The organism is Pseudarthrobacter sp. NPDC058196 (assembly GCF_042882685.1).
GTDB lineage: Bacteria > Actinomycetota > Actinomycetes > Actinomycetales > Micrococcaceae > Arthrobacter.
Genome location: NZ_JBHVVN010000001.1, coordinates 48,297 through 74,377 on the forward strand (window position 1 = coordinate 48,297; position 26,081 = coordinate 74,377).

General features: G+C 66.6%; 20 protein-coding genes, 2 tRNA genes and 1 riboswitch. Of the genes, 21 read left to right on the forward strand and 1 reads right to left on the reverse strand.

Translation table 11 applies throughout. From position 1 onward, the window contains the following. Positions 1–92 precede the first annotated feature (92 nt). From ACFVVC_RS00255 to ndk, 6 genes are all read left to right on the forward strand, one after another. Positions 93–851 (forward strand): SDR family oxidoreductase, encoded by a 759-nt coding sequence (locus ACFVVC_RS00255; RefSeq protein WP_387447796.1) that lies wholly within the window; start codon positions 93–95, stop codon positions 849–851. A 350-nt stretch (positions 852–1,201) separates the two neighbouring features. Beyond that, positions 1,202–3,190, forward strand: coding sequence for a polysaccharide lyase family protein (locus ACFVVC_RS00260; RefSeq protein ID WP_387447798.1), 1,989 nt, complete (start codon positions 1,202–1,204; stop codon positions 3,188–3,190). Between the two features lie 382 nt (positions 3,191–3,572). Beyond that, entirely contained in the window at positions 3,573–6,899 is a 3,327-nt protein-coding gene (ileS, locus tag ACFVVC_RS00265; RefSeq protein ID WP_387447800.1) for an isoleucine--tRNA ligase, read from the forward strand. A 3-nt stretch (positions 6,900–6,902) separates the two neighbouring features. Continuing rightward, positions 6,903–8,261 (forward strand): bifunctional folylpolyglutamate synthase/dihydrofolate synthase, encoded by a 1,359-nt coding sequence (locus ACFVVC_RS00270; RefSeq protein WP_387447802.1) that lies wholly within the window; start codon positions 6,903–6,905, stop codon positions 8,259–8,261. Positions 8,262–8,264: 3 nt separating this feature from the next. Then, entirely contained in the window at positions 8,265–8,720 is a 456-nt protein-coding gene (locus ACFVVC_RS00275; protein WP_387447804.1) for a DUF4233 domain-containing protein, read from the forward strand. Between the two features lie 47 nt (positions 8,721–8,767). Next, the gene (ndk, locus tag ACFVVC_RS00280; protein WP_387447806.1) at positions 8,768–9,187 is read left to right on the forward strand and encodes a nucleoside-diphosphate kinase; all 420 of its coding nucleotides are present in this window, start codon (positions 8,768–8,770) and stop codon (positions 9,185–9,187) included. Between the two features lie 63 nt (positions 9,188–9,250). On the opposite strand, the gene ACFVVC_RS00285 is transcribed toward ndk, so the two are convergent. Continuing rightward, complete coding sequence (locus tag ACFVVC_RS00285) at positions 9,251–9,919, reverse strand: vitamin K epoxide reductase family protein (protein ID WP_387447807.1); 669 nt, start codon at positions 9,917–9,919, stop codon at positions 9,251–9,253. A gap of 438 nt (positions 9,920–10,357) precedes the next feature. Between ACFVVC_RS00285 and ACFVVC_RS00290 the strand changes: the two genes are divergently transcribed. The 15 genes from ACFVVC_RS00290 (at position 10,358) to mctP (ending at position 26,074) form a co-directional block, all read left to right on the forward strand. Then, positions 10,358–13,753 carry an Rne/Rng family ribonuclease gene (locus ACFVVC_RS00290; protein ID WP_387447809.1) on the forward strand — a complete coding sequence of 1,132 codons (3,396 nt, stop codon included), beginning with the start codon at positions 10,358–10,360 and terminating at the stop codon, positions 13,751–13,753. Positions 13,754–13,903: 150 nt separating this feature from the next. After that, positions 13,904–14,001: riboswitch (TPP riboswitch) on the forward strand. 7 nt (positions 14,002–14,008) lie between these two features. After that, positions 14,009–15,529, forward strand: coding sequence for a bifunctional hydroxymethylpyrimidine kinase/phosphomethylpyrimidine kinase (thiD, locus tag ACFVVC_RS00295; RefSeq protein WP_387448845.1), 1,521 nt, complete (start codon positions 14,009–14,011; stop codon positions 15,527–15,529). Between the two features lie 264 nt (positions 15,530–15,793). Next, positions 15,794–16,102 carry a 50S ribosomal protein L21 gene (gene rplU, locus ACFVVC_RS00300; RefSeq protein ID WP_018761567.1) on the forward strand — a complete coding sequence of 103 codons (309 nt, stop codon included), beginning with the start codon at positions 15,794–15,796 and terminating at the stop codon, positions 16,100–16,102. A 61-nt stretch (positions 16,103–16,163) separates the two neighbouring features. Then, on the forward strand, positions 16,164–16,427 hold the full coding sequence (gene rpmA / locus ACFVVC_RS00305) for a 50S ribosomal protein L27 (protein ID WP_009372867.1): 264 nt from the start codon (positions 16,164–16,166) through the stop codon (positions 16,425–16,427). Positions 16,428–16,545: 118 nt separating this feature from the next. Continuing rightward, positions 16,546–18,135 carry a GTPase ObgE gene (obgE, locus tag ACFVVC_RS00310; protein WP_387447811.1) on the forward strand — a complete coding sequence of 530 codons (1,590 nt, stop codon included), beginning with the start codon at positions 16,546–16,548 and terminating at the stop codon, positions 18,133–18,135. After that, positions 18,125–19,276 carry a glutamate 5-kinase gene (gene proB / locus ACFVVC_RS00315; RefSeq protein WP_387447814.1) on the forward strand — a complete coding sequence of 384 codons (1,152 nt, stop codon included), beginning with the start codon at positions 18,125–18,127 and terminating at the stop codon, positions 19,274–19,276. The genes obgE and proB overlap by 11 nt, the downstream gene beginning before the upstream one ends. A 26-nt stretch (positions 19,277–19,302) precedes the next feature. Further along, positions 19,303–20,667, forward strand: a complete 1,365-nt coding sequence (locus ACFVVC_RS00320) for a glutamate-5-semialdehyde dehydrogenase (RefSeq protein ID WP_387447816.1) — start codon at positions 19,303–19,305, stop codon at positions 20,665–20,667. A gap of 80 nt (positions 20,668–20,747) precedes the next feature. After that, positions 20,748–20,987 carry a hypothetical protein gene (locus tag ACFVVC_RS00325; RefSeq protein ID WP_387447817.1) on the forward strand — a complete coding sequence of 80 codons (240 nt, stop codon included), beginning with the start codon at positions 20,748–20,750 and terminating at the stop codon, positions 20,985–20,987. Between the two features lie 55 nt (positions 20,988–21,042). Then, entirely contained in the window at positions 21,043–21,657 is a 615-nt protein-coding gene (nadD, locus tag ACFVVC_RS00330) for a nicotinate-nucleotide adenylyltransferase (RefSeq protein WP_285246268.1), read from the forward strand. 7 nt (positions 21,658–21,664) lie between these two features. Further along, positions 21,665–22,915 (forward strand): hypothetical protein, encoded by a 1,251-nt coding sequence (locus ACFVVC_RS00335; protein ID WP_387447819.1) that lies wholly within the window; start codon positions 21,665–21,667, stop codon positions 22,913–22,915. Between the two features lie 43 nt (positions 22,916–22,958). Next, positions 22,959–23,360 (forward strand): ribosome silencing factor, encoded by a 402-nt coding sequence (gene rsfS, locus ACFVVC_RS00340; protein WP_387447821.1) that lies wholly within the window; start codon positions 22,959–22,961, stop codon positions 23,358–23,360. Between the two features lie 116 nt (positions 23,361–23,476). After that, positions 23,477–23,549: transfer RNA gene (locus tag ACFVVC_RS00345), tRNA-Ala, on the forward strand. 198 nt (positions 23,550–23,747) lie between these two features. Beyond that, a tRNA-Ala gene (locus tag ACFVVC_RS00350) sits at positions 23,748–23,820 on the forward strand. Between the two features lie 203 nt (positions 23,821–24,023). Further along, on the forward strand, positions 24,024–24,401 hold the full coding sequence (locus ACFVVC_RS00355; protein WP_387447823.1) for a DUF3311 domain-containing protein: 378 nt from the start codon (positions 24,024–24,026) through the stop codon (positions 24,399–24,401). Then, entirely contained in the window at positions 24,398–26,074 is a 1,677-nt protein-coding gene (gene mctP / locus ACFVVC_RS00360; protein ID WP_387447825.1) for a monocarboxylate uptake permease MctP, read from the forward strand. Before ACFVVC_RS00355 ends, mctP begins: the two co-directional genes overlap by 4 nt. Positions 26,075–26,081 lie beyond the last annotated feature (7 nt).

Genomic DNA, 26,081 nt, shown 5'->3' on the forward strand with positions numbered 1-26,081 from the left:
ACTTCTTCCGGACGGGCGGACCCAGGGCCCCGGACGCTGCTTTTGGTTACGTTCCGGGACGTCCCGCCGGCCGGCCCCGTTAGGGTTGTGCCATGACTGAGGACTTGCAGAAAAAGGCAGCATTGGTGACTGGCGCGAGCAGCGGAATCGGGGAAGCGGCTGTCCGCGCCTTGCGCGCGGAGGGCTGGACGGTCTTCGCCGTCGCACGCCGGGCGGACCGCCTCGCCGCGTTGGCAGCCGAGACGGGCGCTGTCGCGATCCCTGCCGATATCGCAGAGGACGACGACGTGTCCCGGCTCCTTGCCCAAGTCACCGACGCAGGCGGCATCGATACGCTCGTCAACATCGCCGGCGGCGCCCGCGGAGCGGACAAGGTGGGCGACGCCAGCACCGCCGACTGGGAGTGGATGTTCCGGGTCAACGTCCTGGGCACGATGAAGCTGACCCGCGCCTTCCTGCCGATGCTCCGCGCCACCGGCGGGGGCACCGTGCTCAACCTGACGTCCACGGCGGGGCTGGATGCCTATGAGGGCGGCGGCGGCTACAACGCGGCCAAGTTCGGCCAACACGCCCTGACGAATGCCCTCCGCCTGGAGGAAGCGGAGCATAACCTGCGAGTCATTGAGGTGGCGCCGGGCCTGGTGCAAACCGAGGAATTTGCGCTGAATCGCCTGGGCGATGCGCAGGCGGCCGGGAAGGTCTACCAGGGGGTGGAGAAGCCTCTGACCGCCGCGGATGTGGCAGACGTGGTCCGATACGCCGTCTCCGCCCCGCACCACGTCAACCTGGACCAGATCGTTATCCGGCCGGTGGCGCAGGCAGCGACACACAAACTGATCAGGAAGGGCTAGTACAGCCAGATCCCCTGATGTGCAGGGTGGCCACCACCGCCGCAACGTTGGTGCCTGGAACCCGCTTGACTGAATAGTTTGAGCCCCTGGTGCCCTGGCTGGTCACCATGAGTAGATGGCGGCGCCGAGCGCCGCCATCAGCCCCATTAGGGAAGTTCCCGCAGGGAGATGGTCCCGTAAACCTCTTGACTGGCATGTCACGCAATATGTAACGTTTCAAAGAAAGCGCTTTCCCGCAGGGGGAGGACGGCGCTTGTCCGGTGCGCGCCCCCAAAGGTGGGGTACTGCTGCGTGCGCCGGGAACGCACAACACAAGATTGCGCAGGCAATGACGCCAAAAGGAGACCTCCATGTCCAACACCATCGCACGCCGTACCATCCTCAGCCTCCTGGGTACCGCCGCCGGGGCTGCCGCGGTCACCGGGCTGGCGCCCGCCAGGGCCGCAGCTGCGGGTGCTTCCGACGTCACACTCGTTGACAACGGCACCTCCGTCACGCTGGATAACGGGATTGTCCGCTTCACCGTGACCAAGTCCACCGCGAAGATCACCGACCTCCGGCTGGTGGGCAGCAGCCAGGGCAACGGTGCATCCAACCTCCTGTCCGGTTCCCACGGGAGCGGCTACACAACGTTCAACTACTCAGGCGCCGCCGGGGCTTCGGGCCTGTCGGGGGCGGCGTTCCGGGTGGTCAGCCAAAGCGCGGACCGCATTGAGATCTCGATGCTCGCCAACGACCCCGCCCGGCTTACGTTCTACCTGGATATCAGGATGGCCCTTGAGCGCGGAGCGTCCGGCCTCCACTCGTACTGGATCGCCAAGTATCCGGACAACATGCCGGACGGGTTGGCGCTCGGGCAGCTGAGGTACGCGTTTGCGGCCGATGACCCTGCGTTCCGCTGGTTCGTGGTGGACGATGCGCGCGGCGTCCAGCAGCGTCCCACCATTGAGGACACGCGGAACTGGGTCACGTTGCAGGACACCACCTACGCGCTGCCGGACGGATCGATCTACTCCAAATACCAGAACTCCTCGAACCTGGAAGGAGACAACCATGTCTTCATGATCTCGAACGGGAAGGTGGGGTTGTCACTGGTCCAGCCCAGCAAAGAAGCATTCGGCGGCCCCACGCGCCAGGAGTTGACCTGCCACGACTATTACAACGGCATGATCCTCCTCTGGCATCCCCTCACCGGGCACTACGGCGAACCGGATGTCCAGCCGGCCAAGGGATGGGAAAAGGTCTACGGCCCCTTCTACCTGCACGTTTCCGAGGCCGCCGGGGGCGACGAACAAGCCAACGTGGGAGCCCTGTGGACCGACGCCAAGCAGGCGGCTGAACGCGAACAGGCGGCGTGGCCCTACAGCTGGGTCACCGACCCGGCCTACGCCGCGGCCGAGCGCTCCACCGTCAGCGGCAAGCTCTCGGTCGCGTCGCTCGGTGCGGTGGACAACGGGTGGGCGGTGCTCTACCAGCCGAAGGAGGACCGCGCGTACCAGGGGGTGACCCTGGCAGGGGACGACTGGCAATACCTGAACCTCGACTACATCTATTCCGCCAGGATCGACAAGGCTGGCAGGTTCAGCCTCGGGGGCGTGCGGCCGGGAACCTACACCCTGGCTGCTTTCACCGACGGGGTCATGGGGGAGTACCGCCGCACCGGCATTACAGTTGCTGCGGGAACCAGCGTCGACACCGGAACCCACGTCTGGGTCCCATCCAACCACGGCGCTACCCTGTGGCAGATCGGCACCCCCAACAGGTCGGCTGAAGAATTCCACATCCATGGCGGCAAGGACGGCTTCCGGAAGACACTGACCTGGCTGGAGTACCCTTACGAGTTCCCGGCCGGCGTGGACTTCACGGTGGGCGTGGATGAGCCGGCGAAGGACTGGAACTACTTCCAACCCGTCGTCCAAACGCCCGGCACCCACGGACAGCTGCAATGGCGGGGCACCGTGCCGGACCAGTCGCTGACCACTTGGCGGATCCGGTTCGACGCCCACCGCTACCAGCGCGGACACGGGTACCTCGACATCGCCTTGGCGGGGCAGGTTTTCGCCACTCTGGGGGTCGCGCTGAACGGAACGCCGATCGCGTCCATCGACCCCCTTCCTGGTGTCCCGGGCGACAACTCGTCCTACCGGCTGGTGGCGCGGGCCATGTACCGCCAGCTTCCCACGATCTCCTTCCCGGCCAGCCTGATCCGGGACGGCGAGAACATCCTGACGCTCACGCCCACCAGGACGGCGAAGGCACCGACCAGCGACAACTGGATGCAGCCGATGGCGGGGATCATGTACGACTCCCTCCGCCTCCAGGTTGACCAGGGCAGCTGACCGCAGGCCGCCAACCCGGGAGCCCCGGCCGGGGGTGCAGGCAACGTGCCTGCGCCCCTGGCTCCGGAATGGCACTGGACGCGGCAGAAATAGTAGACTGGCCAGTGGCTATGACCCGGCAATCACCGGTGAGCTTCCGGAAGAACCCGCTGCCGCCCGTCCAAGGCTGCCGCGTCAGTAGAACCGGACGGGTATGCCCGTCACAGCAGTTAACGAGAGGCCGGTGCGGCGCCCGTTCCGCGAGGGACACGCAGTGCCGGTAAGTGAGGTGGTACCGCGGTGAGCGTGCAGTCCCAGGACGGCACGGACGCCGTCCTCGCATCCTGAACGGAACAGCCGGCCCGCGCCGGAGGTTCACCGCGCCCAACCCAGGATGTCGAACATGACGTTTTACCCCAAGGCCTCAGCCTCCAGCACCCCAGCCAGCGGCAATGCCGGCGTTTCCGCCTCCGTAAAGTTCCCGGAGATCGAAGAGCGCATCCTGAAGTACTGGGACCAGGACGGAACTTTCCAGGCCAGCATCGACCAGCGCAGCGCTGACGCCCCCGGCGGCGAGCCGGGCAGCAATGAATTCGTCTTCTACGATGGCCCGCCGTTCGCCAACGGCCTGCCGCACTACGGCCACCTCCTTACCGGGTACGCCAAGGACTTGGTGGGCCGCTACCAGACCCAGCGCGGCAAGCGGGTGGAGCGCCGGTTCGGCTGGGACACGCACGGGCTGCCCGCCGAGCTCGAAGCCATGAAGCAGCTGGGCATGACGGACAAGACCCAAATCGAAGCCATGGGCATCGACAAGTTCAACGACGCCTGCCGTGCCTCCGTCATGAAGTACGCCGATGAATGGCGCAGCTACGTCACCCGCCAGGCGCGCTGGGTGGACTTCGATAACGACTACAAGACCCTGAACGTCGAGTACATGGAGTCGGTTCTCTGGGCCTTCAAGCAGCTGCACGACAAGGGCCTGACCTACAACGGCTACCGGGTCCTGCCGTACTGCTGGAAGGACGAGACGCCGCTGTCCAACCATGAACTGCGCATGGACGATGACGTCTACAAGAACCGCCAGGACCAGACGGTCACCGTCACGTTCCCCATCCTGGCCGGCGAATCCGCGCTGTCCAAGCAGCTCGACGGCGTCCAGGCCCTCGCCTGGACCACCACGCCCTGGACGCTGCCCACCAACGCTGCGCTCGCCGTCGGGCCCTCCATCACTTACGCCGTGCTCCCAGCCGGACCCAACGGCGTCAAGGCTGCCTCGGCCGACGCCCCGGTGACGGGCAGCTTCATGCTGGCGGCAGACCTGCTGGGCAACTACGCGAAGGACCTCGGATACGACAGCTTCGAGGACGCCGAAGCGGCAGTCGTTTCCACCCACAGCGGTGCTGAACTGGAGGGCCTGGCGTACCGGCGGCTCTGGGACGACTTCGCCGACAACGAAAAGTACGGCATGGAGAACGCCTGGCGTTTCCTGGTGGCCGACTACGTGACCACCACCGACGGTACCGGCATCGTGCACCAGGCCCCCGCCTACGGCGAAGATGACCAGAAGGTCTGCGAGGAAGCCGGCATCCCGGTGGTGCTCTCCGTTGACGAGGGCGCCAAGTTCCTGCCCCTGTTCAAGCACGGCGAACTCCACGACATCGCCGGACTGCAGGTCTTCGAGGCCAACAAGCCCATCACCCAGGTGCTCCGCGCCCAGGGCCGGCTGGTCCGCCAGGCGAGCTACGAGCACAGCTACCCGCACTGCTGGCGCTGCCGGAACCCGCTGATCTACCGGGCCGTGTCCTCCTGGTACGTCGAGGTCACCAAGTTCAAGGACCGGATGTCCGAGCTGAACCAGGAGATCAACTGGATCCCCGGCAACGTCAAGGACGGCCAGTTCGGCAAGTGGCTGGACAACGCCCGCGACTGGTCCATCAGCCGCAACCGCTTCTGGGGCAGCCCCATCCCGGTGTGGCAGTCCACGGATCCCGAGTACCCGCGCACCGACGTCTACGGTTCCCTCGCCGAGCTGGAAGCGGACTTTGGCCGGCTTCCCCTGAACAAGGACGGCCAGGTGGACCTCCACCGCCCGTTCATCGACGAGCTGACCCGGCCCAATCCGGACGATCCCCGCACCCCGGAAGAGGGCCAGTCGGTGATGCGCCGGGTCGAGGACGTCCTGGACGTCTGGTTCGACTCCGGCTCCATGCCCTACGGCCAGGTCCACTACCCGTTCGAGAACGAAGCCTGGTTCAACACCCACAACCCTGCGGACTTCATCGTGGAGTACATCGGACAGACCCGCGGCTGGTTCTACATGCTGCATATCCTCTCCACCGCGCTGTTCGACCGCCCGGCGTTCCGGAACGTCATCAGCCACGGCATCGTGCTCGGCTCCGACGGGCAGAAGATGTCCAAGAGCCTGCGCAACTACCCGGACGTCTCCGAGGTCCTGGACCGCGACGGCTCCGACGCCATGCGCTGGTTCCTGATGTCCAGCCCCATCCTCCGCGGCGGCAACCTGATCGTCACCGAACAAGGCATCCGCGACGGTGTGCGCCAGGTGATCCTGCCGCTGTGGAACGTGTACAGCTTCTTCACGCTGTACACCAACGCCGCTGATGGCGGCCGGGGTTACGACGCCACGCTTCGCTACGACGGCTACGCCGACACCCTGGACCAGTACCTCCTGGCCAACACCGGCGACCTGGTCCGGAACATGACGGCACAGCTGGACTCTTATGACATCTCCGGTGCCTGCGACTCGCTGCGCAGCTACCTTGACATGCTCACCAACTGGTACGTCCGCCGCAGCCGGCAACGTTTCTTTGAGGAGGACAAGGACGCCTTCGACGCCCTGTACACGGCCCTCGAGACCGTCACCCGCGCCGCGGCGTCACTGCTGCCGCTGGTGTCCGAGGAGATCTGGCGCGGCCTGACCGGCGGCCGGTCCGTGCACCTGGCCGACTGGCCGGACGCAGGCCTGTTCCCCGCAAACCCCTCCCTCGTCGAAGCCATGGACCGCGTCCAGCAGATCTGCTCCACCGGTTCCTCGCTCCGCAAGGCAGCCAACCTGCGCGTCCGCCTGCCCCTGCAGGAGCTCACCGTGGTGGCACCGGGTGCCGGTGCGCTGGACGGTTTCGCCGCCGTCGTCGCCGATGAACTCAACCTGCGGGCAGTCCGCCTGCTGGACGCCGAGAACGCGTCCCCGGAGGAATTCGGCATCCAGCAGAAGCTGGTGGTCAACGCCCGCGCCGCGGGCCCGAGGCTGGGCAAGAACGTCCAGGCTGCCATCAAGGGTGCCAAGTCCGGCGATTGGTCAGTGGACGACGACGGTGTGGTCACCGCGGGCGGGCTGCGGCTGGAGCCCCAGGAGTACACCCTGGAGACAGTCGTGGCGGACTCCGACGGCTGTGACGGCGGCTCCAAGGCCGTGGCCGTCCTGCCGGGCGGTGGCTTCGTGGTGCTCAATACCGAGGTCACGCCCGAACTTGAGGCCGAAGGCCTGGCCCGCGACATGGTCCGCGCCATCCAGCAGGCCCGTAAGGACGCCGGGTTCAACGTCAGCGACCGGATCCGCACCACGGTCACGGCTGCGCAGAACGTCGTGGCCGCCCTGCTGGCGAACGCCGAACTGGTCAAGGGCGAGACCCTGACCGTTGACCTGGCTGCTGAACCGGCAGACGTGGACGAACCCGCCGTCGTGGTGGAAAAAGTGGAGGCCTAGGACATGACCGACGAATTTTCGGTGGAGAGCGTCTACGCGGAACTGTTGGGCCGGGCGCCGGAAAATAAGATGGAGCCGCGCCTGGCTCCGCTGTTCCGCGCCATGGACGTGCTCGGCGAACCCAACAAGGCGTTCCCGATCATCCACGTGACGGGAACCAACGGCAAGACCTCCACGTCGCGGATGATCGAGTCCGTACTTCGCGCCCATGGCCTGAGTACGGGGCGGTACACCAGCCCGCACCTGTCCAAGGTCACCGAGCGGATCAGCATCGACGGCCACCCCGTGCCCGATGAGACCTTTGTGCGGATCTGGGACGAAATCCGGCCGTACCTGCAGATTGTGGATTCGGAACTGGAAGCCGAGGGTCAGCCGCGGCTGACGTACTTCGAATGCCTCACCATCCTGGGCTTCGCCATCTTCGCTGACCAGCCGGTCAACGTGGCCGTGATCGAGGTGGGCCTGGGCGGCATCACGGATGCCACGAACGTCGGGGACGGCCAGGTGTCGGTGGTTACCCCGATTTCACTGGACCACACCGACCTGCTCGGCGACACCACGGAGGACATCGCCCACGAAAAGGCAGGCATCATCAAACCCGGCGGCTACCTCATCAGCGCCGCCCAGCCCATCGACGCGGCCCAGGTGCTGCTGGAGAAGGCCAAGGAAGTGGGCGTCCCCTTCCGCTTCGAAGGGGTGGAGTTCGGCGTCGAGTCACGCACCGTTGCCGTGGGCGGCCAAATGGTCACCATCCAGGGCATCGCAGGGCGCTACCCGGACCTGCTGGTGCCGCTGCATGGATCCCACCAGGCCCAAAACGCCGCCGTGGCGGTCGCCGCACTGGAGGCGTTCTTTGGCGGCGAAAAGGAACTCGACTTCGAGGTCCTGCAGGAAGGATTCGCTGCGGTGACCTCGCCCGGCCGCCTGGAAGTGGTGCGCACGGCGCCCACCATCATCGTGGACGCCGCACACAACCCGGACGGCATCAAGGCCTCCGCCGCCGCCCTGCAGGAAGCATTCACGTTCACCAGGCTGGTTCCGGTGGTGGGCGTGCTCAAGGAGAAGGACGCCGAAGAGATCCTGCGCGAACTCAAGGAATCCCTGGGCGGCCTGGCAGACGAGTACTGCTTCACCCAGTCAAACTCCCCGCGCGCCGTTCCGGCGGCCGAACTCGCCGAGCTCGCCGTTGACCTTGGCTTCGGCGAAGACAAAGTACACATCGCCGAGAAGCTGGACGACGCACTGGAATGGGCCGTCGAGCGGGCCGAAGCCTACGACGACCTCTCCGGTGCCGTGCTGGTCACGGGCTCCATCACCCTCGTGGCTGAGGCCCGGATCCTGCTCGGGAAGACTGAGGCGTAATCGATGGCCAGACTGACAAAGGCACAGCGCGACTGGCGCCCCGGGATGCCAAAGAAGCGCCGCTCCACCAAGGTCATGTTTGCCTCCACGGTGCTGCTCCTTGAAGCGTTCGTCATGTTTTTCGCCACCCTCGCGGTGTTCGGCCTGCGCCGGGACGAGTTCCCGCCGGCCCTCATCCTGGGCGTGGGCCTGGCCCTGAGTGCCATCATGGTGGTGGCCTGCGCGGTCCTCAACAAGCCCTGGGGGGTGGCCCTGGGGTGGATCCTGCAGGTCATCCTGGTCCTGACCGGCATCTTTGAGCCGGCAATGTTCCTGGTGGGTGCCCTGTTCGCTATCGCCTGGTGGTACGGGATCCGCACGGGCATCCGGCTTGACCGTGAAGCTGCGCAGCGCGCCCGCGAGCAAGCTGAATGGGAAGCCTCCCACCCGGACCAGGCCGCCGGCCCGGCCCAGCCATAGTCCCCGTAGACTTGACCTGAAACCCCACCCAACCCATTGGAGCAGTTGTGACCACAGAGCGCACCCTCGTCCTGATCAAGCCCGACGGCGTCGCCCGTAACCTGACCGGCGCCATCCTGGCCCGGATCGAAGCCAAAGGCTACAGCCTTGTTGAGCTGCAGAAGGTTGACGCCACCCGCGAACTGCTGGAGCAGCACTACGAAGAACACGTGGGCAAGCCGTTCTACGAGCCGCTGGTGGAGTTCATGCTCAGCGGCCCGGTCGTGGCGGCCATCTTCGAAGGCCACCGCGTCATCGAGGGCTTCCGTTCATTGGCCGGGACCACCGATCCCACGACAGCGGCACCCGGCACCATCCGCGGCGACTTCGGCCGGGACTGGGGCCTGAAGGTCCAGCAGAACCTGGTGCACGGCTCGGACTCCACCGAATCCGCCGGGCGCGAGATCAAGATCTGGTTCCAGGGCTGACAGGTCCCGAAACAGCAGGAAGCCCTTGGTTCTTCGGGACCAAGGGCTTCTGTTGTCTGCGGCCTAGAAGCCGGAGGTACCCGCGAACACCTGGATGAACGCGAAGAAAATGGTGGCGATGACGGCAACATACAGCAGTGCCGTGATGATCCAGCCGGAGTCACCGAGGATGCGCGTTGCCCGGGCGGGCAGGGGGATGACGCCCGCCGTGATGTTCCTGATGGTGGTCCAGACGAACAGCGGGATCATGGCCGACCACACGATCATGCAGAACGGGCAGAGGATGTGGATGGAGTAAAGGGCCTGGGACCACAGCCACACCACGAACGCGAAGCCCAGCGTAACGCCCGCCTGCAGGCCAACCCAGTACCAGCGGGCGAAGGTGGCGCCGGCGAGCAGGGCCATGCCAACGGTAATGATGATGGCGAATGCCACGATTCCGATGAACATGTTTGGGAAGCCGAATACTGAGCTCTGCCAGGTCTGCATGACCTGGCCGCACGAGATCCAGGGATTCACATCGCAGACGGTGGTGTGGTTGGGGTCCTTGAGTACCTCCAGCTTCTCCAGGACGAGGGTTCCGGAGGCAAGCCATCCCACGATTCCGGTGATGACCAGCAGCCAGCCGAACGGCCGGTTCCGGGTCATCCGGGGAAGGTTTTCGGCAGCAGTGGTGCGCGGATCGATGTCGCGATCGCTTTCGTGGGCGCTGACGGGGGCGATGCTGGGCATGGGTGTGGCGTCCTTTTCATCCGGTGCTCCTGTGCCTGATTGTAACGCCGGTGGCTGGTCCCGCCACCCAGGAAAGGCAACGGCAGCGCTGGCCTCCGCGGCGATCCAGCCCGGGTGTGAGAGAATGGACATGGCTGGAAGCCGATCCACATTCGGACTCCGGTCCGGTGGTTTGTTCCCAAGACCGCCAATGATGAGCAGGGCAGGCTTCGGAATTCTCCGGCACTCCCGCGACTCCATTGAGCGGCACCTGGTTGTGGCACGCAGAACAACGGGTTTTCAGAACATCCACCGGCTCCTGTGGGCTGCCGCACCCCAATGCCGGTGCGAACCTGGGAGCATCCATTTGACTTCTGTCAACGCCTGCGGGTTTTGACAATATGTGCCCCAATGGGTGCCGGATGTGGCGGTACGTCAGGGGCAGGAGTGTTGCCACATATGGAAAATGATCGAGAACTGGCCGTTAACGACGAAGCTGTGGCCACAGAGGCCGCTGCAGCACCGAAGAAGGCTCCGCGCACCCGGCGGAAGGCGGCGCCCAAGGCTGCCGAAGCGGTAAGTGCGGAGGGAGCCGCCGCGCCGGACCCTGCAGGGGACACGCCGGTGGAAGAACCCGTCGCAGAGAAGAAGGCGCCGGCCCGCCGCACCCGCGCCCGGCAGAAAGCCGACGCTGCCGAGCCCCTCCCGGCGTTCGCCGATGACGCTGGATCCACCGCTCCCGGCGCCGTTCCCGCGGGTGAGGTGCCCGCCGCAGCACCGGCCAATGAGAGCCCGGCTGCCGGCCCCGCCCCGGATGCCGCGGCGGACGTCGAAACGAAGCCTGTGCGCCGCCGTCGGGTAGCCACCCGCAAGGTTGCGTCCCCGTCCCCGTCCCCGGAAACTGCAGCGCCGGAAACTGCAGCGCCCGCAGCAGAGGACGCCGTGGAAGAACCGGCAACTGAAGAAACCCCCGAGCCAACGGCCGCAGCCCCGGAAGCCGACAGCCCCGCCGTTCAGGCGGCCCCGAAGGACGCTGGGCACGCACAGGAGCCTGCCGCCGCAACGGCAGTCCCTGAAGCCGGAAGCGAAGCGGCGTCCGCCGCGGCAGCAAGCCCCATCGGTTCGCTGTTCCTGGAACCCGGTTCCCCCACGTCTGTCCTCTTCCAGGCACCGGACCTGAGCACGGTGGTCCGCCCGGCAACGCCCGCGGCGGAGGAGGAGACTGACGAGGAAGAGGCCGACGAAGCAGACGATTCCACCAGCCGCCGCCGGCGCCGCAGCCGCGGCCGCCGTGGCCGGAGCCGCATCGGCGAGCCGACGGACGAGGACGTCGAGGGCCGCAGCGGTGACGCCGACGCCGAAGACGAAGCCGACGAGGACGCCAACGGCCCGCTGGAAGATGGCGTGACCTCCCGCCGTCGCCGTCGCCGCCGCCGCGGCGACCAGGACCTTGAGCTGACCGGGGGCGGGGATGACGATCCGCCCAACACGGTGACCCGTGTCCGTGCGCCGCGCGCCGTCAGCGAAGCACCCGTGAACAACCGGGTCACCAGCGTCAAGGGCTCCACCCGCCTTGAAGCCAAGAAGCAGCGCCGCCGCGAATCCCGCGACACCGGCCGCCGCCGCACCGTGATCACCGAAGCCGAGTTCCTGGCCCGCCGTGAATCCGTGGACCGGCAGATGATCGTCCGGCAGCGCGACGACAGAATCCAGATCGGCGTCCTCGAAGACGGCGTCCTGGCCGAGCACTTCGTGTCCAAGACCCAGCAGGACTCGCTGATCGGCAACGTGTACCTGGGCAAGGTCCAGAACGTGCTGCCGTCCATGGAAGCGGCGTTCGTGGACATCGGGCGCGGCCGTAACGCCGTGCTGTACGCCGGCGAGGTCAACTGGGAAGCCGTCAACCTCGAAGGCAAGCAGCGCCGCATCGAAAACGCTCTGAAGTCCGGCGACACCGTCCTGGTCCAGGTGACCAAGGACCCCGTGGGCCACAAGGGCGCCCGCCTCACCAGCCAGATTTCCCTGCCCGGACGCTACTTGGTGTACGTGCCCGGCGGCTCCATGACGGGCATCTCGCGCAAGCTGCCCGACGTCGAACGCAACCGCCTCAAGCGCATCCTCAAGGACCGCCTCCCCGAGCACGCCGGTGTCATTGTCCGCACCGCGGCAGAGGGTGCTTCTGAAGAGGAACTCACGCACGACATCAACCGCCTCCGCGCGCAGTGGGAAGGCATCGAGAGCCAGTCCACCTCCACCAAGGTCCTTGCCCCCGAACTGCTGTACGGCGAACCGGACCTGACCATCAAGGTGGTCCGCGACGTCTTCAACGAAGACTTTTCCAAGCTCATCGTCTCCGGCGAGGAAGCCTGGGACACCATCGAGGCCTACGTCACCTACGTGGCCCCGGACCTGGTGGGCCGCCTCGAGAAGTGGACCAAGGACCAGGACATCTTCTCTGCCTGGCGCATCGACGAGCAGATCCACAAGGCGCTCGAGCGCAAGGTGTTCCTGCCATCCGGCGGCTCCCTGGTCATCGACCGCACCGAAGCCATGACCGTGGTGGACGTCAACACCGGCAAATTCACCGGCAGCGGCGGCAACCTTGAGGAAACCGTTACCAAGAACAACCTCGAAGCTGCCGAGGAAGTGGTCCGCCAGCTGAGGCTGCGCGACATCGGCGGCATCATTGTGATCGACTTCATTGACATGGTTCTCGAGTCCAACCGCGACCTGGTCCTGCGCCGCCTCGTCGAGTGCCTGGGCCGTGACCGGACCAAGCACCAGGTTGCCGAGGTCACGTCCCTGGGCCTGGTCCAGATGACGCGCAAGCGCATGGGCACCGGCCTGCTGGAAGTCTTCGGCGAGCAGTGCGAGGCATGCGCTGGACGCGGCGTGGTGACCCACGACGATCCGGTGGAGCACCGCCGGGCCAACATCGTGGCGGCCGAACACCACGTCCAGCGCGCCGACAACCGTCCCGACACCCGTGGGGAGGCCCACCGCCCGGAGGGGCAGCGGACCGACGCCGGCCAGCCCGGTGCCCGCACCGAGCGGAAACGCCGCCGTGGACGCGGTAGCCAGCAGGCCGAGGCCGTTCCGGCACCGGCGGTGCATGTGCACACCGTCCAACCGGACCCCACCGACGCCGAGCGGCACGCCAAGGCTGAGGCCACCCGGCTTGCCCTGGCGAACATCGCCGCAGCGGCCCACGCGGCGCACCTGCACGACGACGAGCTGGCAGCTGCCCGGCACGCCCCGGCAGGGCAGGCTCCGGCCCCGCAAGCGCCGGTCCAGCCTGCTCCGGCAGCTGACGCGGAGAAGCACGACGCCGATGCGCACGGGCGTCCCGCAGCGGTCCTGACGTTCGGCGGCGAGAAAGTACCGCTTCCGTTCGTGGAGCACGCGGAGGAGCAGCACCCCAAGGCCGCCCTGACGCTGGACCGTCTCGCGGAAGCATTCGCGCACCTCGGCCAGCCGGAATCCGCCGTTGAGGCCGCACCGGAAAACCCCGCAGCCGCTGATGAGGCAACGGAACAGGCCGCGCAGGAAAGCCGGCCGCAGGGCGGCGAAGCCCAGGCGCGCGCCGCGGAAGCACCGGCCGGGAAGGACTACTCCGACCACACGCTGGAGCAGACCAGGCAGCGCAGGCCGCGCCGCCACCGTGCCGCCAGCCGCGCCCAGGGTGCCGCCAACGAAACCGCCGTCCAGCACCATGAGAACGTCCAACCCGCCACCACGGGGCACTCGCACGCAGCGAAGGTCCCCGAGCCCGCGAACCAGCAGGCGGCGGATACCGGCAAGCGCTCCGAGGAACCGATCATCCTCGGCGTGGGCGTCCCGGCTTCGGAGCTGTAAATCCCGGCAGGCCACCGCGTCGATAAGTGAAGTCCCCGCTTCGTGGACTATTCCCCCCGAAAATTCAGGGGGAACAGTCCACGAAGCGGGGACTTCCTGTATCCGGACGCTGTCACCTTCACCGTGCCACCGTGCCACCGGCTAGGCTGGGAATCCGACACGGGGTGCCGCGCAGAAGGCCGGCTGAGATCCACACCCGTTGAACCTGTCCGGCTAGTACCGGCGAAGGGATGTCTGTTGTCTTCGACCCTCTCCATGCCCCTGCCAACTGCCTCCACTGACCCCTTCGGAACCCCTGGGGGCCGCGACATCCCACGCGTCCTCTCCATCGCGGGCTCGGATCCATCCGGCGGAGCAGGAATCCAGGCGGATCTGAAAAGCATTGCAGCGCACGGCGGGTATGGCATGGCCGCCATCACAGCACTCACGGCGCAGAATACCCGCGGCGTCGTGGCCGTCCACGTTCCGCCTGCTGCATTTTTGGCCCAGCAACTCGATGCCGTCAGCGACGACATCACCATCGACGCCGTCAAGATTGGCATGCTCGGCGACGAAGCGGTGATCCGCACGGTCAGGCAGTGGCTCGAGAAGGTGCGTCCCGCCGTCGTGGTCCTGGACCCGGTGATGGTGGCCACCAGCGGCGACCGGCTGCTGAAGGAATCCGCCGAAGCCGCCCTCCGCGACCTGCTGCCGCTTGCCCACCTCATCACCCCCAACCTTCCGGAACTGGCCATGCTCGTGGGCGAAGAACCCGCGGGGGACTGGGAAGCCGCACTGGAGCAGGGCAGGCGCCTGGCGGATGCCACAGGCGCCACCGTCCTGGTCAAGGGCGGACACCTGTCAGGGGAGGGCTGCCCGGACGCACTGGTGAACACCGCCGGCCTGCTGGCCCGTGACGTCGTGGAAGTGCCTGGCGCCCGCGTCAACACCGGCAACAGCCACGGCACGGGTTGTTCGCTGTCCTCTGCCATGGCAACGGTCCAGGCGCGGCTGGGCGACTGGGAGGCGTCACTGCGGACGGTCAAGCCTTGGCTGGCCGGAGCGCTTGAGGAGTCCGGCCAGCTGGAGGTGGGCCAGGGGAGCGGACCCGTGCACCACTTCCACCATGTACGGCCCCACCTCCGGGAAGGCGGCTTCGCGGCACGGCTTTGGGCCGAAGCCCGGCAGGACCTGGCGGATATTTACGCCCTGGACTTCATCCTCGGCCTGGTCTCGGGCGAACTGGCCGAGAAGGACTTCGCCTACTATCTCGCCCAGGACGCCCAGTACCTGAACGGATACTCCCGGGTGCTGGCCCGGGCCAGCGCCCTGGCCCCCTCCGAGGCGGAGCAGCTGTTCTGGGCAGGCTCGGCCCGGCAGTGCCTGGAGGTGGAATCGGAGCTGCACCGCTCGTGGCTCAGCACCCGGCCCGGGCAGACGGGCCTTGGGCCGGTCACCAAGTCCTACGTTGACCACCTCACTGCCGTCTCGGCGTCGGGCAGCTATGCCGTCCTGGCCGCTGCTGTCCTTCCCTGCTTCTGGCTCTACGCCGAGGTTGGCAGGACACTGCACGCCCAGTTCCTCGCGGCAGGCGAACCGGACGGGCACGCCTACGCTGCGTGGATCCGCACCTATGCCGACGAAGGCTTCGCTGAGGCCACCCGGCAGGCCATCGCCATCGTGGACGAGGCCGGACGGAAGGCCTCCGACCACGAACAGGCGGCCATGGTGACGGCGTTCAAGCAGTCCTGCCGGCTTGAAATGGAATTCTTCGACGCGCCGCGCATCCACTCCTGACGACCGATGGCGGCGCCCCGGCTACAATGGATACGCACGGTTGCGGCGCTGCATGCCAGGTTGTGGTTACTATCACAGCCGGCCCTCCGGAACCAGCCTCATTTGCGGCTGGAGACGGATTTAGCGTATTCTGGATCTTCGGTGCTTACGCCAACACTTGGGTTATGACCCCACGGCGTTGAGGCACAGCGAGAAACCAGGCTTTTATTGAGTCGGTTCCGCACGCAAATTTTGTTATAAACGTCGAGAGAAGTGAGTTCCCAAGTGGTGTACGCGATTGTCCGCGCAGGCGGCCGCCAAGAGAAGGTTTCCGTTGGAGACTTCGTTACCCTGAACCGCGTCGCCGGTGGAGCCGGCAGCACCATTGAGCTGCCCGCACTGCTCCTGGTTGACGGTGACAAGGTCACCTCCGCAGCCAAGGACCTGGCCAAGGTAACTGTTACGGCTGAAATCCTCCAGGACCTGCGTGGTCCTAAGATTGTCATCCAGAAGTTCAAGAACAAGACCGGCTACAAGAAGCGCCAGGGTCACCGCCAGGAACTGACCAAGGTCAAGATCACCGGCATCAAGTAACCACCGGTTACTGTTCAGGCATTTCAACAGATTCCCCAGAATTTAGAGGCAGGCATTTCAGATGGCACATAAAAAGGGCGCGAGCTCCACTCGCAACGGTCGCGATTCCAACGCACAGTACCTCGGCGTCAAGCGCTTCGGTGGCCAGGTCGTTTCCGCAGGCGAGATCATCGTCCGCCAGCGTGGCACCCACTTCCACCCGGGTGCCGGCGTAGGCCGCGGCGGTGACGACACCCTGTTCGCACTGACCCCGGGCGCCGTTGAATTCGGCACCCGCCGCGGACGTCGCGTGGTCAACATCGTTGCTGCTGCAGCCGCAGAGTAACAACCAGTCTTGAAGCGGTGGAGCGGGCCTGAGGGCCCGCTCCACTGTTCTTTTAACAGCATTACAATCGTTGTGGCGTCCCCGGGCGCCGCGTAAACAGCATTCTGAGGAGATCCACGTGGCCAGCTTTGTAGACCGGGTAGTACTGCACGTATCCGGCGGAACCGGCGGCCATGGATGCGTTTCCGTCCACCGTGAGAAGTTCAAGCCCCTCGGCGGGCCCGACGGCGGCAACGGCGGCAACGGCGGCGACGTGATCCTCAGGGTGGACCACCAGACCACCACGCTCCTGGATTACCACCACGCCCCGCACCGGCACGCCAGCAACGGCGGTCCCGGCATGGGCGACTGGCGCGGCGGCAAGAACGGCGAAACGCTGATCCTCCCCGTACCGGACGGCACCGTGGTCAAATCCAAGGACGGCACCGTGCTGGCTGACCTCGTCGGCGAGGGGGCGGAGTTCGTGGCCGCTGCCGGGGGGATTGGCGGGCTCGGCAACGCCGCCCTGTCCTCGCAGAAGCGGCGCGCCCCCGGGTTTGCCCTGCTGGGAATCGAAGGCGACTCCCGCGATGTTGTCCTTGAACTGAAGTCCATTGCGGACATCGCCCTGGTGGGCTTCCCGTCTGCGGGCAAGTCCAGCCTGATCGCCGCAATGTCGGCCGCCCGGCCCAAGATCGCCGACTACCCCTTCACAACCCTGATCCCCAACCTGGGCGTCGTGCAGGCCGGCGATGTCCGCTTCACCATCGCCGACGTCCCGGGCCTGATCGAAGGCGCCAGCGAAGGCAAGGGCCTGGGGCACAACTTCCTGCGCCACGTTGAGCGTTGCGCCGCCCTGGTCCACGTGCTTGACTGCGGCACCCTCGAATCCGAGCGCGATCCGCTCTCGGACCTCGCCATCATTGAAGGCGAACTCGAAAAGTACGCGGTGGACATGAGCTACGCAGGCTCCGACGGCCAGGTGGTTCCCCTCAACCACCGCCCCCGCCTCGTGGCACTGAACAAAGTGGACCTGCCCGACGGCAAGGACATGGCCGAATTCGTGCGCCCCGAACTGGAATCGCGCGGATACCGCGTCTTCGAGGTCTCCGCCACCAGCCACGAGGGCCTGCGCCAGCTCGGCTTCGCCATGGCCGAAATCGTCCAAGCCGCCCGCGACGCTGTCGCCGCCGAACCGCCCAAGGTCCAGCCCGTCGTGCTGCGGCCCCGCGCCGTCAATGAAACCGGGTTCAAGATCCGCCGCGAGGAAAAGAACCTGGAACCGCTGTTCCGCGTCCTCGGCGAGAAGCCCGAGCGCTGGGTCAAGCAGACTGACTTCACCAACGAGGAAGCCATCGGCTACCTTGCGGACCGGCTGGCCAAGCTTGGCGTGGAAACCGAACTGTTCAGGCAGGGTGCCAAGCCGGGGGATACCGTGGTCATTGGTGAGGACGACGGCGTCGTCTTCGACTGGGAGCCCACCATGATGGCAGGCGCCGAACTCCTGGCTTCACCCCGTGGCACGGACGTCCGGTTCGCTGATATCGGCGACCGCCCCACGCGCAGCCAGAAGCGTGAGGAGCAGCAGGAACGCCGCGACGCCAAGGCTGCCGCCCGTGCCGAACTCGAGGCAGAACGCAAGGCCGGTGTTTGGACCGAGTCCGTCAGCGGACGCCGTGCTGCCAACCCCGTTCAGGACAGCGGAATGGAAGCGGACGATGACCTCTAGGGTCGTGGACACGGCGCCCGCCGCGGGCTCCGTGGACAGAAGCCTGCTGGCAGGTGCCCGCCGCATCGTGGTGAAGGTGGGATCCTCCTCACTCACCAGCATCAAGGGCGGCATTTCCGAGGAGTCGCTCACCGCACTGGCCGACGCCCTCGCCGCCAAGCGCAACGCGGGTGCCGAAATCATCCTGGTGTCCTCCGGCGCCATCGCCGCCGGGCTGGCCCCGCTGGGGCTGGCCAAGCGTCCCCGGGACCTGGCCACCCAGCAGGCCGCGGCCAGCGTGGGCCAGGGCCTTCTCATGGCCCGGTACACCCAGGCGTTCGGTGCCCATGGGGTCACCGTCAGCCAGGTCCTGCTCACGGCGGAGGACCTGATGCGGCGCAGCCAGCACACCAATGCCCTCCGCGCCATGGACCGGCTCCTCAACCTTGGCGTGGTCCCCGTCGTGAACGAGAACGACACCGTGGCCACCCACGAAATCCGCTTTGGCGACAACGACCGGCTCGCCGCCCTGGTGGCGCACCTGGTCCGCGCTGACGCGCTCGTGCTGCTGTCCGACGTCGACGCCCTCTACGACGGTCCGCCCGCCCACGGTGCCAAGCGCATCCCGCTGGTCACCGGGGCACGCGACCTTGAGGGCGTGTCCATTGGCAAAGCAGGCAAGGCCGGAGTGGGCACCGGCGGAATGATGACCAAGGTGGAAGCGGCCAGCATGGCGGCAGGCTCGGGAATCCACGCCCTGGTCACGTCCACGCCCAACGCGGCCGCGGCCCTGAACGGCGAGGACGTCGGCACCTGGTTCTCGGTTAACGGCTCGCGCAAGCCCGTGCGCCTCCTGTGGCTGGCCCATGTCGCCTCCGTGCAGGGCCGCCTGGTCCTGGACGACGGCGCGGTGCGGGCTGTGCGCCACCACCACACGTCCCTGCTCCCTGCGGGCATCTCGGCCGTGCACGGCGACTTTGAAGCGGGCGACGCCGTTGAACTGGCCGGTGCCGACGGCACCGTTGTCGCCCGGGGACTGGTCAACTACTCCTCCCAGGAGCTGCCGCACATGCTCGGGCGCTCCACCCGGGAGCTGGGCGAGGAACTGGGCAGCGGCTATGACCGCGAAGTTGTTCATGTAGACGACCTGGTGCTGGTCTAAACGGGCGGCTCGCCTAAACTTGGACCATGACTGAAGCCCTGACCCACGCTGCTGTTAATACCGGAACCACTGCTGCCCACGAGCAGCCGGGTCCGGCGGCAGGACAGGAAGCAGGGGTGCCGGACGACGCGCCTGACGTCGAAGCGGCGGTCCACGCCATCGCGGACCGGTCCCGCCACGCAGCCCGCCGTATGGCCACCGCCAACCGGGCATGGAAAGACCGCGGCCTCCGCGCGGTGGGAGCAGCCCTGCAGGAGAACGTGCAGGCCATCCTCGCCGCCAATGCCATGGACGTGCGGCGCGGCCGGGACAACGGCACCTCCAAGGCGCTCCTGGACAGGCTCACCCTCACCGAAAGCCGCGTTGACGGCTTGGTGGCGGCCCTTGAGAACCTGGCCAACCTCCCGGACCCCGTAGGCAACGTGGTCCGCGGGCAAACCCTCCCCAACGGATTGCGCCTCCGCCAGGTCAACGTGCCCATGGGCGTAGTGGCAGCCATCTACGAGGCACGACCCAACGTCACCGTGGACATCGCTGGACTGGCGCTCAAGAGCGGCAATGCCGTCATCCTGCGCGGCGGCAGTGCAGCAGAAGCCACCAACCAGGTGCTGGTGCGGGTATTGCGCGAAGCCCTCGAATCCGTGGGCCTGCCGGCGGACGCCGTCCAGACGGTGGACCAGTTCGGCCGCGCCGGCGCCAACGTCCTGATGAAGGCCCGCGGCCGGGTGGATGTGTTGATTCCTCGTGGCGGCCGCGACCTCATCCAGACTGTGGTGGCCAATTCCGCTGTACCGGTCATCGAGACGGGCGAGGGAAACGTCCACATCTTCCTGGACGAATCCGCGGACGAAACCATGGCGGTGGAGATCCTGCTCAACGCCAAGACCCAGAGGCCCAGCGTCTGCAATACCGTGGAGACCCTGCTGGTCCACTCCGGCGCCACGGTGCTGCCCGCGGTCGCAATGGCCCTTCGAAACGCGGGTGTCCGCTTGCATGTTGACCAGCGGATCGGTGCAGCCTTGCCCGCCGGGATCGATGCGGAGCCGGCCACCGACGTGGACTGGGCCACGGAATACATGGACCTGGACCTTGCGGTGGCCATGGTGGACAGCCTCGACGAAGCCGTCCAGCACATCCGCAGGTGGTCCACGGGCCACACCGAAGCGATCCTCACCAACAACCTCGCCAACGCTGAGCGGTTCATCGCAGAGGTGGATTCCGCGGCGGTAATCGTCAACGCCTCCACACGGTTTACCGACGGCGGTGAACTGGGCCTGGGCGCAGAGGTGGGGATCTCCACGCAGAAGCTCCACGCCCGCGGTCCGATGGGCCTGACCGAGCTGACCACCACGAAGTGGATTGTCCAGGGCGAAGGCCAGGTCCGCGGGTAGCAACGCGGTAACATAGACCAGAACCTTAGAAAGCAGCGGAAGGTTCCGCTGCCTGAAAATCCTTGAACATAGGGGAGAAAATGCTGCTCCAGCAGATCGTCACGTCCATCGCCGCCGCAGGCGACGCAGCCCATGAGGAGCCCGCCCCGCTGCTGGCAGAGCCGTGGGTCTTCGGCGTGTCAATGTTCGCCCTCCTGGTGGTCCTGATGTTCATTGCATGGTCCTACAACAACCTGGGCAACCGGCACGCAGCCACCGACGAGCACGCGGATCCGCACCGCCAGCACCCGAACAAGCACGATCGCGGGCAGGGCCACTAACATTTCGCACAACCTGCACCGCAATGGTGCCCGGGGAAGGCTGCGGCTTGGTGTCATGGGCGGGACGTTCGATCCCATCCATCATGGGCACCTGGTGGCAGCCAGTGAAGTCGCGGCCGAATTCGACCTCGACGAGGTGGTCTTCGTCCCCACCGGGCAGCCATGGCAAAAGTCCCATAAACAGGTCAGCGAGCCTGAGCACCGCTACCTGATGACCGTGATCGCCACGGCCTCCAATCCGCGCTTTACCGTCAGCAGGGTTGACGTGGACCGGCCGGGTCCCACCTACACCATCGACACACTGCGGGACCTTCGGGCCCAGCGGCCGGACGCCGACTTGTTCTTCATCACGGGTGCTGACGCCTTGGCGCAGATCCTGTCCTGGAAGGACATTGACGAGCTCTGGTCGCTGGCGCATTTCGTGGGAGTCACCCGCCCGGGGCACGTCCTTGACGGGATGGGCCGTGAGGACGTCAGTCTCCTGGAAGTCCCGGCCATGGCCATCTCGTCTACGGATTGCCGTGCCCGTGTGGCGGCGAACCATCCGGTCTGGTACTTGGTCCCGGACGGGGTGGTGCAGTACATCGCCAAGTACGATCTCTATGCCGATCCGCCGGCCGGCGCGGATGAACCACTTTCCGAAGCACGTGAACCAGCCAGTACTGAATGAGTTCTCAATGAGTCAGGAACAGCCTCCTATCCGCAGCCGCCGGGAACTCCGGAAGGCCAGGGACGCCCAACAGGGCACCCCGGCCACCACGGAGCAACGCCCGCCTGCCGCGAATCGGCCGGCCGCCGGCGCGCCCGAACCTGCCAGGCCCGAACCTGCCAGGCGGGTACCTGCAGCGCAGGACCCTGCCATTCGCCCTGCCTCGACCCCAAGTGCCGAGCCTGCCGCGCGTCCAGGGGCTGTTCCGGGCCAGTCCGCCCCCCAGCGGTCCTCCCAGATTCGTGCCCGCGACCGCGCCGCCCTGCGCACCATCAAAGAGCTCGAAGAGAAGGAAGGGCAGCTGTCCTCCGGCGGTCCGCCCACCCGGCGCCAATTGCGGTTGCAGCAGCTCAAGGAGCAGGCCCTGACAGCCGCGAACCCGGTGGTTCCACCCGCAGCGGACCCAACCTCCCCGCCGGCCACCGGAACGCCTGCACCCGCGGCCACTACGGGAGCCGGCAACCCCGCGCCTGACGGCATGACCGTGGAGCAGGCCCTGGAAGCGCGCGCGCTTATCGCGGCCCAGGCGCGGAACCAGATCGCCAAAATGGAGCACATCGCCTCCCAGGACCCGGAAGCGGTGGATCCGGAGATCCTCGCCGAACAGATCGCGCTGGCCGAGAGGGCGGCGGTCATGAACCGGCGGGCGATGGCCCGGCAGAAACTCGCCGAACAGGCGGGAGGCCAGGCCCAGGCCGCAGGTCCCGCAAACCAGGCATCGGATGCGGGCTCCCAGGACAAATCCGGCCCCTCCACCGCCAGCAACCTTGCCATGGTCACCCCGCTCGAATTCGTCCAGGTCCCCGGCGTGGAGCGCCCGGTGATGAAACCGCCGGCAACCTCGCACGTTCCGGTCGCCACCCGGCCCGGTACGAAGGTCCAGGCTGCCGGCAAACGCCGGCCCGCTGCCCGCACCAAAGCAGTGCCTGCCGATTCCGGCACCGGCCGGTCCCAGGTCATTGCCAGGGCCGAAGCGGCAGCCAAGGCGGCCAGCCGGCCCAAACCGGCTGCGCGTACGGAGGGCCAGTCCGAAGACCTCTTCGAGGACCTTCCCCGGGTACCCGCAAGGTCCGCTTACGGCCTCGATCCGCTGGACGCCGCAACGGCAGGGCTCACCAGGGCCCGGCGCAACCGGGTCCTCCAGTTCTGCATCCTCGCGTTCGGGATCCTGGCACTGGTTGCCGGCATCATCCTGATCGTCACCGGCATGTCCCGCTGATCCCACCAGCGGCAACAAACACTTAACCCAAACAAGGAGTCCCGTGACTGCAACACAAACGTCCATCGCCATGGCCCGTACGGCCGCCAAGGCTGCCGCTGACAAGATTGCCCACGACATCGTGGCACTGGACGTGAGCGAACGGCTGGCCCTGGCCGACGTCTTCCTCATCGCCTCTGCACCCAGCGAACGCCAGGTCAACGCGATCGTGGACGGCGTCGAGGAAGAACTTGCCAAGCAGGACCTCCGGCCGGTGCGCCGCGAGGGGCGGTCCGGCGGCCGCTGGGTGCTCCTGGATTACTCGGATATCGTCATCCACGTCCAGCACGAGGAAGACCGGGTGTTCTACGCCCTTGAGCGGCTCTGGAAGGACTGCCCCGTGGTGGACCTGCAGCTCGGCGACGACGTCCCGGCCCAGGCCGGCGCGGTGTCCGACGGCGAGTAGGCGCGCCCCCGATCCGGGAATATTCCCGATTTGGAATTTTCGGAATTGCTGTTCTAAGATATTTGAGTTGCTTCGGGGGAGACCCCGAACAAAGCTTCTCGGAGCGGCAACATTCCGGGGCTGTGGCGCAGCTGGTAGCGCACCTGCATGGCATGCAGGGGGTCAGGGGTTCGAGTCCCCTCAGCTCCACCCGAACATCCGTCGGAACCATCACGGTTCCGGCGGATTTTTTGTTGTTGAGCGGTCACGGCCGCCGCACGGTGCAGCTTCCGGCGGCGGTCCATGGCCGCCGGCGCGGCGGAAAATACCCGATTGGCGTCCAGCGCAAAAGTGCATTACTCTGGTCAGGTTGCTCCGGGGAAATCGACCGGAAGGAACACAGAGTACGGGGCTGTGGCGCAGCTGGTAGCGCACCTGCATGGCATGCAGGGGGTCAGGGGTTCGAGTCCCCTCAGCTCCACCGTGCGAAGCATGGAAAAGGGAACCATCACCTGGTGATGGTTCCCTTTTTCGTTGCTGCCCGGAAGCGGCCGGCCCGGTGAAAAACCCTTCCCGCGCAGGTCATACGGGGGTACAACTGATCATGGAGGGCCCAGCGTCCCGCCGCTGGGCCGCACTAACGGGAGCCCAGCCCCCGGCACGTCGCAGACGAGGAGGTCGCAGATGTCCCATGCAGATGATTCCGGCTACGGTGCGAATGGCGAAGCGGTTCCCCACGGAACCCCGCTTTCCCGTGATACGGCCATCCGGGGCCCGGCCCGGCCGGCCCCGTACATTGGGGCGGGCATCCTCCTGGCGGCCGCCATTCTGCTCCCGCTGATGCCGCAGCTGTACTCCTTTGATGCCCCGCGATTGGGCGGCATGCCGTTCTTCTATTGGTACCAGCTGGCCTGGGTGCCAATTTCTGCTGTGCTGACCGGCACAGCCTATTGGCTGGTCACCAAGGAAGACCGACGACGGCGGGCTGAGGCACGTGCCGGCGGCCCGCCGAGGGCGGGTGGCACCTCCGCCCGGAACGGACGGGGAGGGGACCGGCCGTGAACGGGCGCGAAATTAACTGGACCGCCCTGGTCATCGTGGTGCTGCTGTTCGTCGTCGTGGCCGTAATGGGGTTCCTCGCTGCCAAGTGGCGGCGCGGATCCGAAGTGGAGGGCCTGCACAGCCTCGACGAGTGGGGCCTGGGTGGCCGCGGATTCGGAACCTGGATCACCTGGTTCCTGCTGGGCGGGGACCTCTACACTGCCTACACCTTCGTGGCGGTCCCGGCGGCTATGTGGGCCACGGGTGCGGTCAGCGGCTTCTTCGCCGTCCCCTACACCATCGTCCTCTACCCGATCATCTTCATCATCATGAGCCGGCTGTGGTCGGTCTCCCACCGCCACGGCTACGTCACCTCGGCGGACTTCGTGGGCGGCCGGTACGGGAGCCGCTGGCTCTCCCTGGCCGTGGCAGTCACCGGAATCGTGGCCACCATGCCGTACATCGCGCTGCAGTTGGTCGGTATCAAGGCGGTGCTCACGGTCCTGGGCCTTGGCAGCTCCGGCAACGTGCTGTTGACGGACCTGCCGCTGATCCTGGCTTTCGTGGTCCTCGCCGCTTACACCTACACCTCGGGCCTGCGTGCACCGGCGATGATCGCCGTGGTCAAGGACCTGCTGATCTACCTCGCCGTCATCGTGGCCGTGATCTACCTGCCCATCAAGTTCGGCGGGTGGGACACGATCTTCAACTCGGCGCAGGCCAAACTGGGCAACGTCAGCCAGGCCACGGGCAAGCCGGCCGGCGTCTTCATCCCGGGCGCCGCCAACTACTCCGCGTACTGGTCACTCGCCCTGGGTTCAGCCATGGCACTCTTCATGTACCCGCACTCCGTGACCGCCGTGCTGGCCTCGAAGGCGCGGAACACCATCCGCCGCAATGCCGCGATCCTCCCGCTGTACTCGTTGATGCTCGGCTTCCTGGCCCTGCTGGGTTTCGTAGCCATCCAGGCCGGCACCAAGCCCATCGACCTGGATGGGTCGGTCAACCCGCAGCTGGTGGTTCCCCAGTTGTTCCTTGACCACTTCCCGTCCTGGTTCGCGGGGATCGCGCTGGCCGCCATCGCCATCGGCGCCTTGGTGCCGGCAGCGATCATGTCCATCGCGGCCGCGAACATGTTCACCCGCAACATCTACCGCGACTTCATCCGGCCCGACGTCGATGCGAGGACCGAGGCGAAAGTATCCAAGATCGTCTCCCTGGTGGTGAAGGTGGGCGCACTGGTCTTCGTCATCGCGATGGACCAGTCCGCTGCCATCAACATGCAGTTGCTGGGCGGCATCTGGATCCTGCAGACGTTCCCGGCGGTGGTGGCCGGCCTGTACACCCGCTGGTTCGACAGGTGGGCCCTCCTGGCCGGCTGGGCAGTGGGCATCGTGTTCGGGACCGTTTCCGCCTACAACGTGGTCAACCCTGTCACCAAGGCGCACTTCGGCGGCTCGGTGGCCGCCTTCCCGGGGACGGACTTCAGCGTGTACATCGCGGTGTCCGCGTTCGCGCTCAACCTGGTGGTCGCCGTCGTCCTGACTGTGGTGCTGCGGGCGCTGAAGGTCCGGACCGGGGAGGACCTGACGCGGCCGACGGATTACGACGCCGACGAGACGGACCCGAAAGTGGTGCAGATCGAGCAAACCCAGCATTACACCCAGCCGGGCGGCCCGTCGCCGGTCGCTTAGCCACACA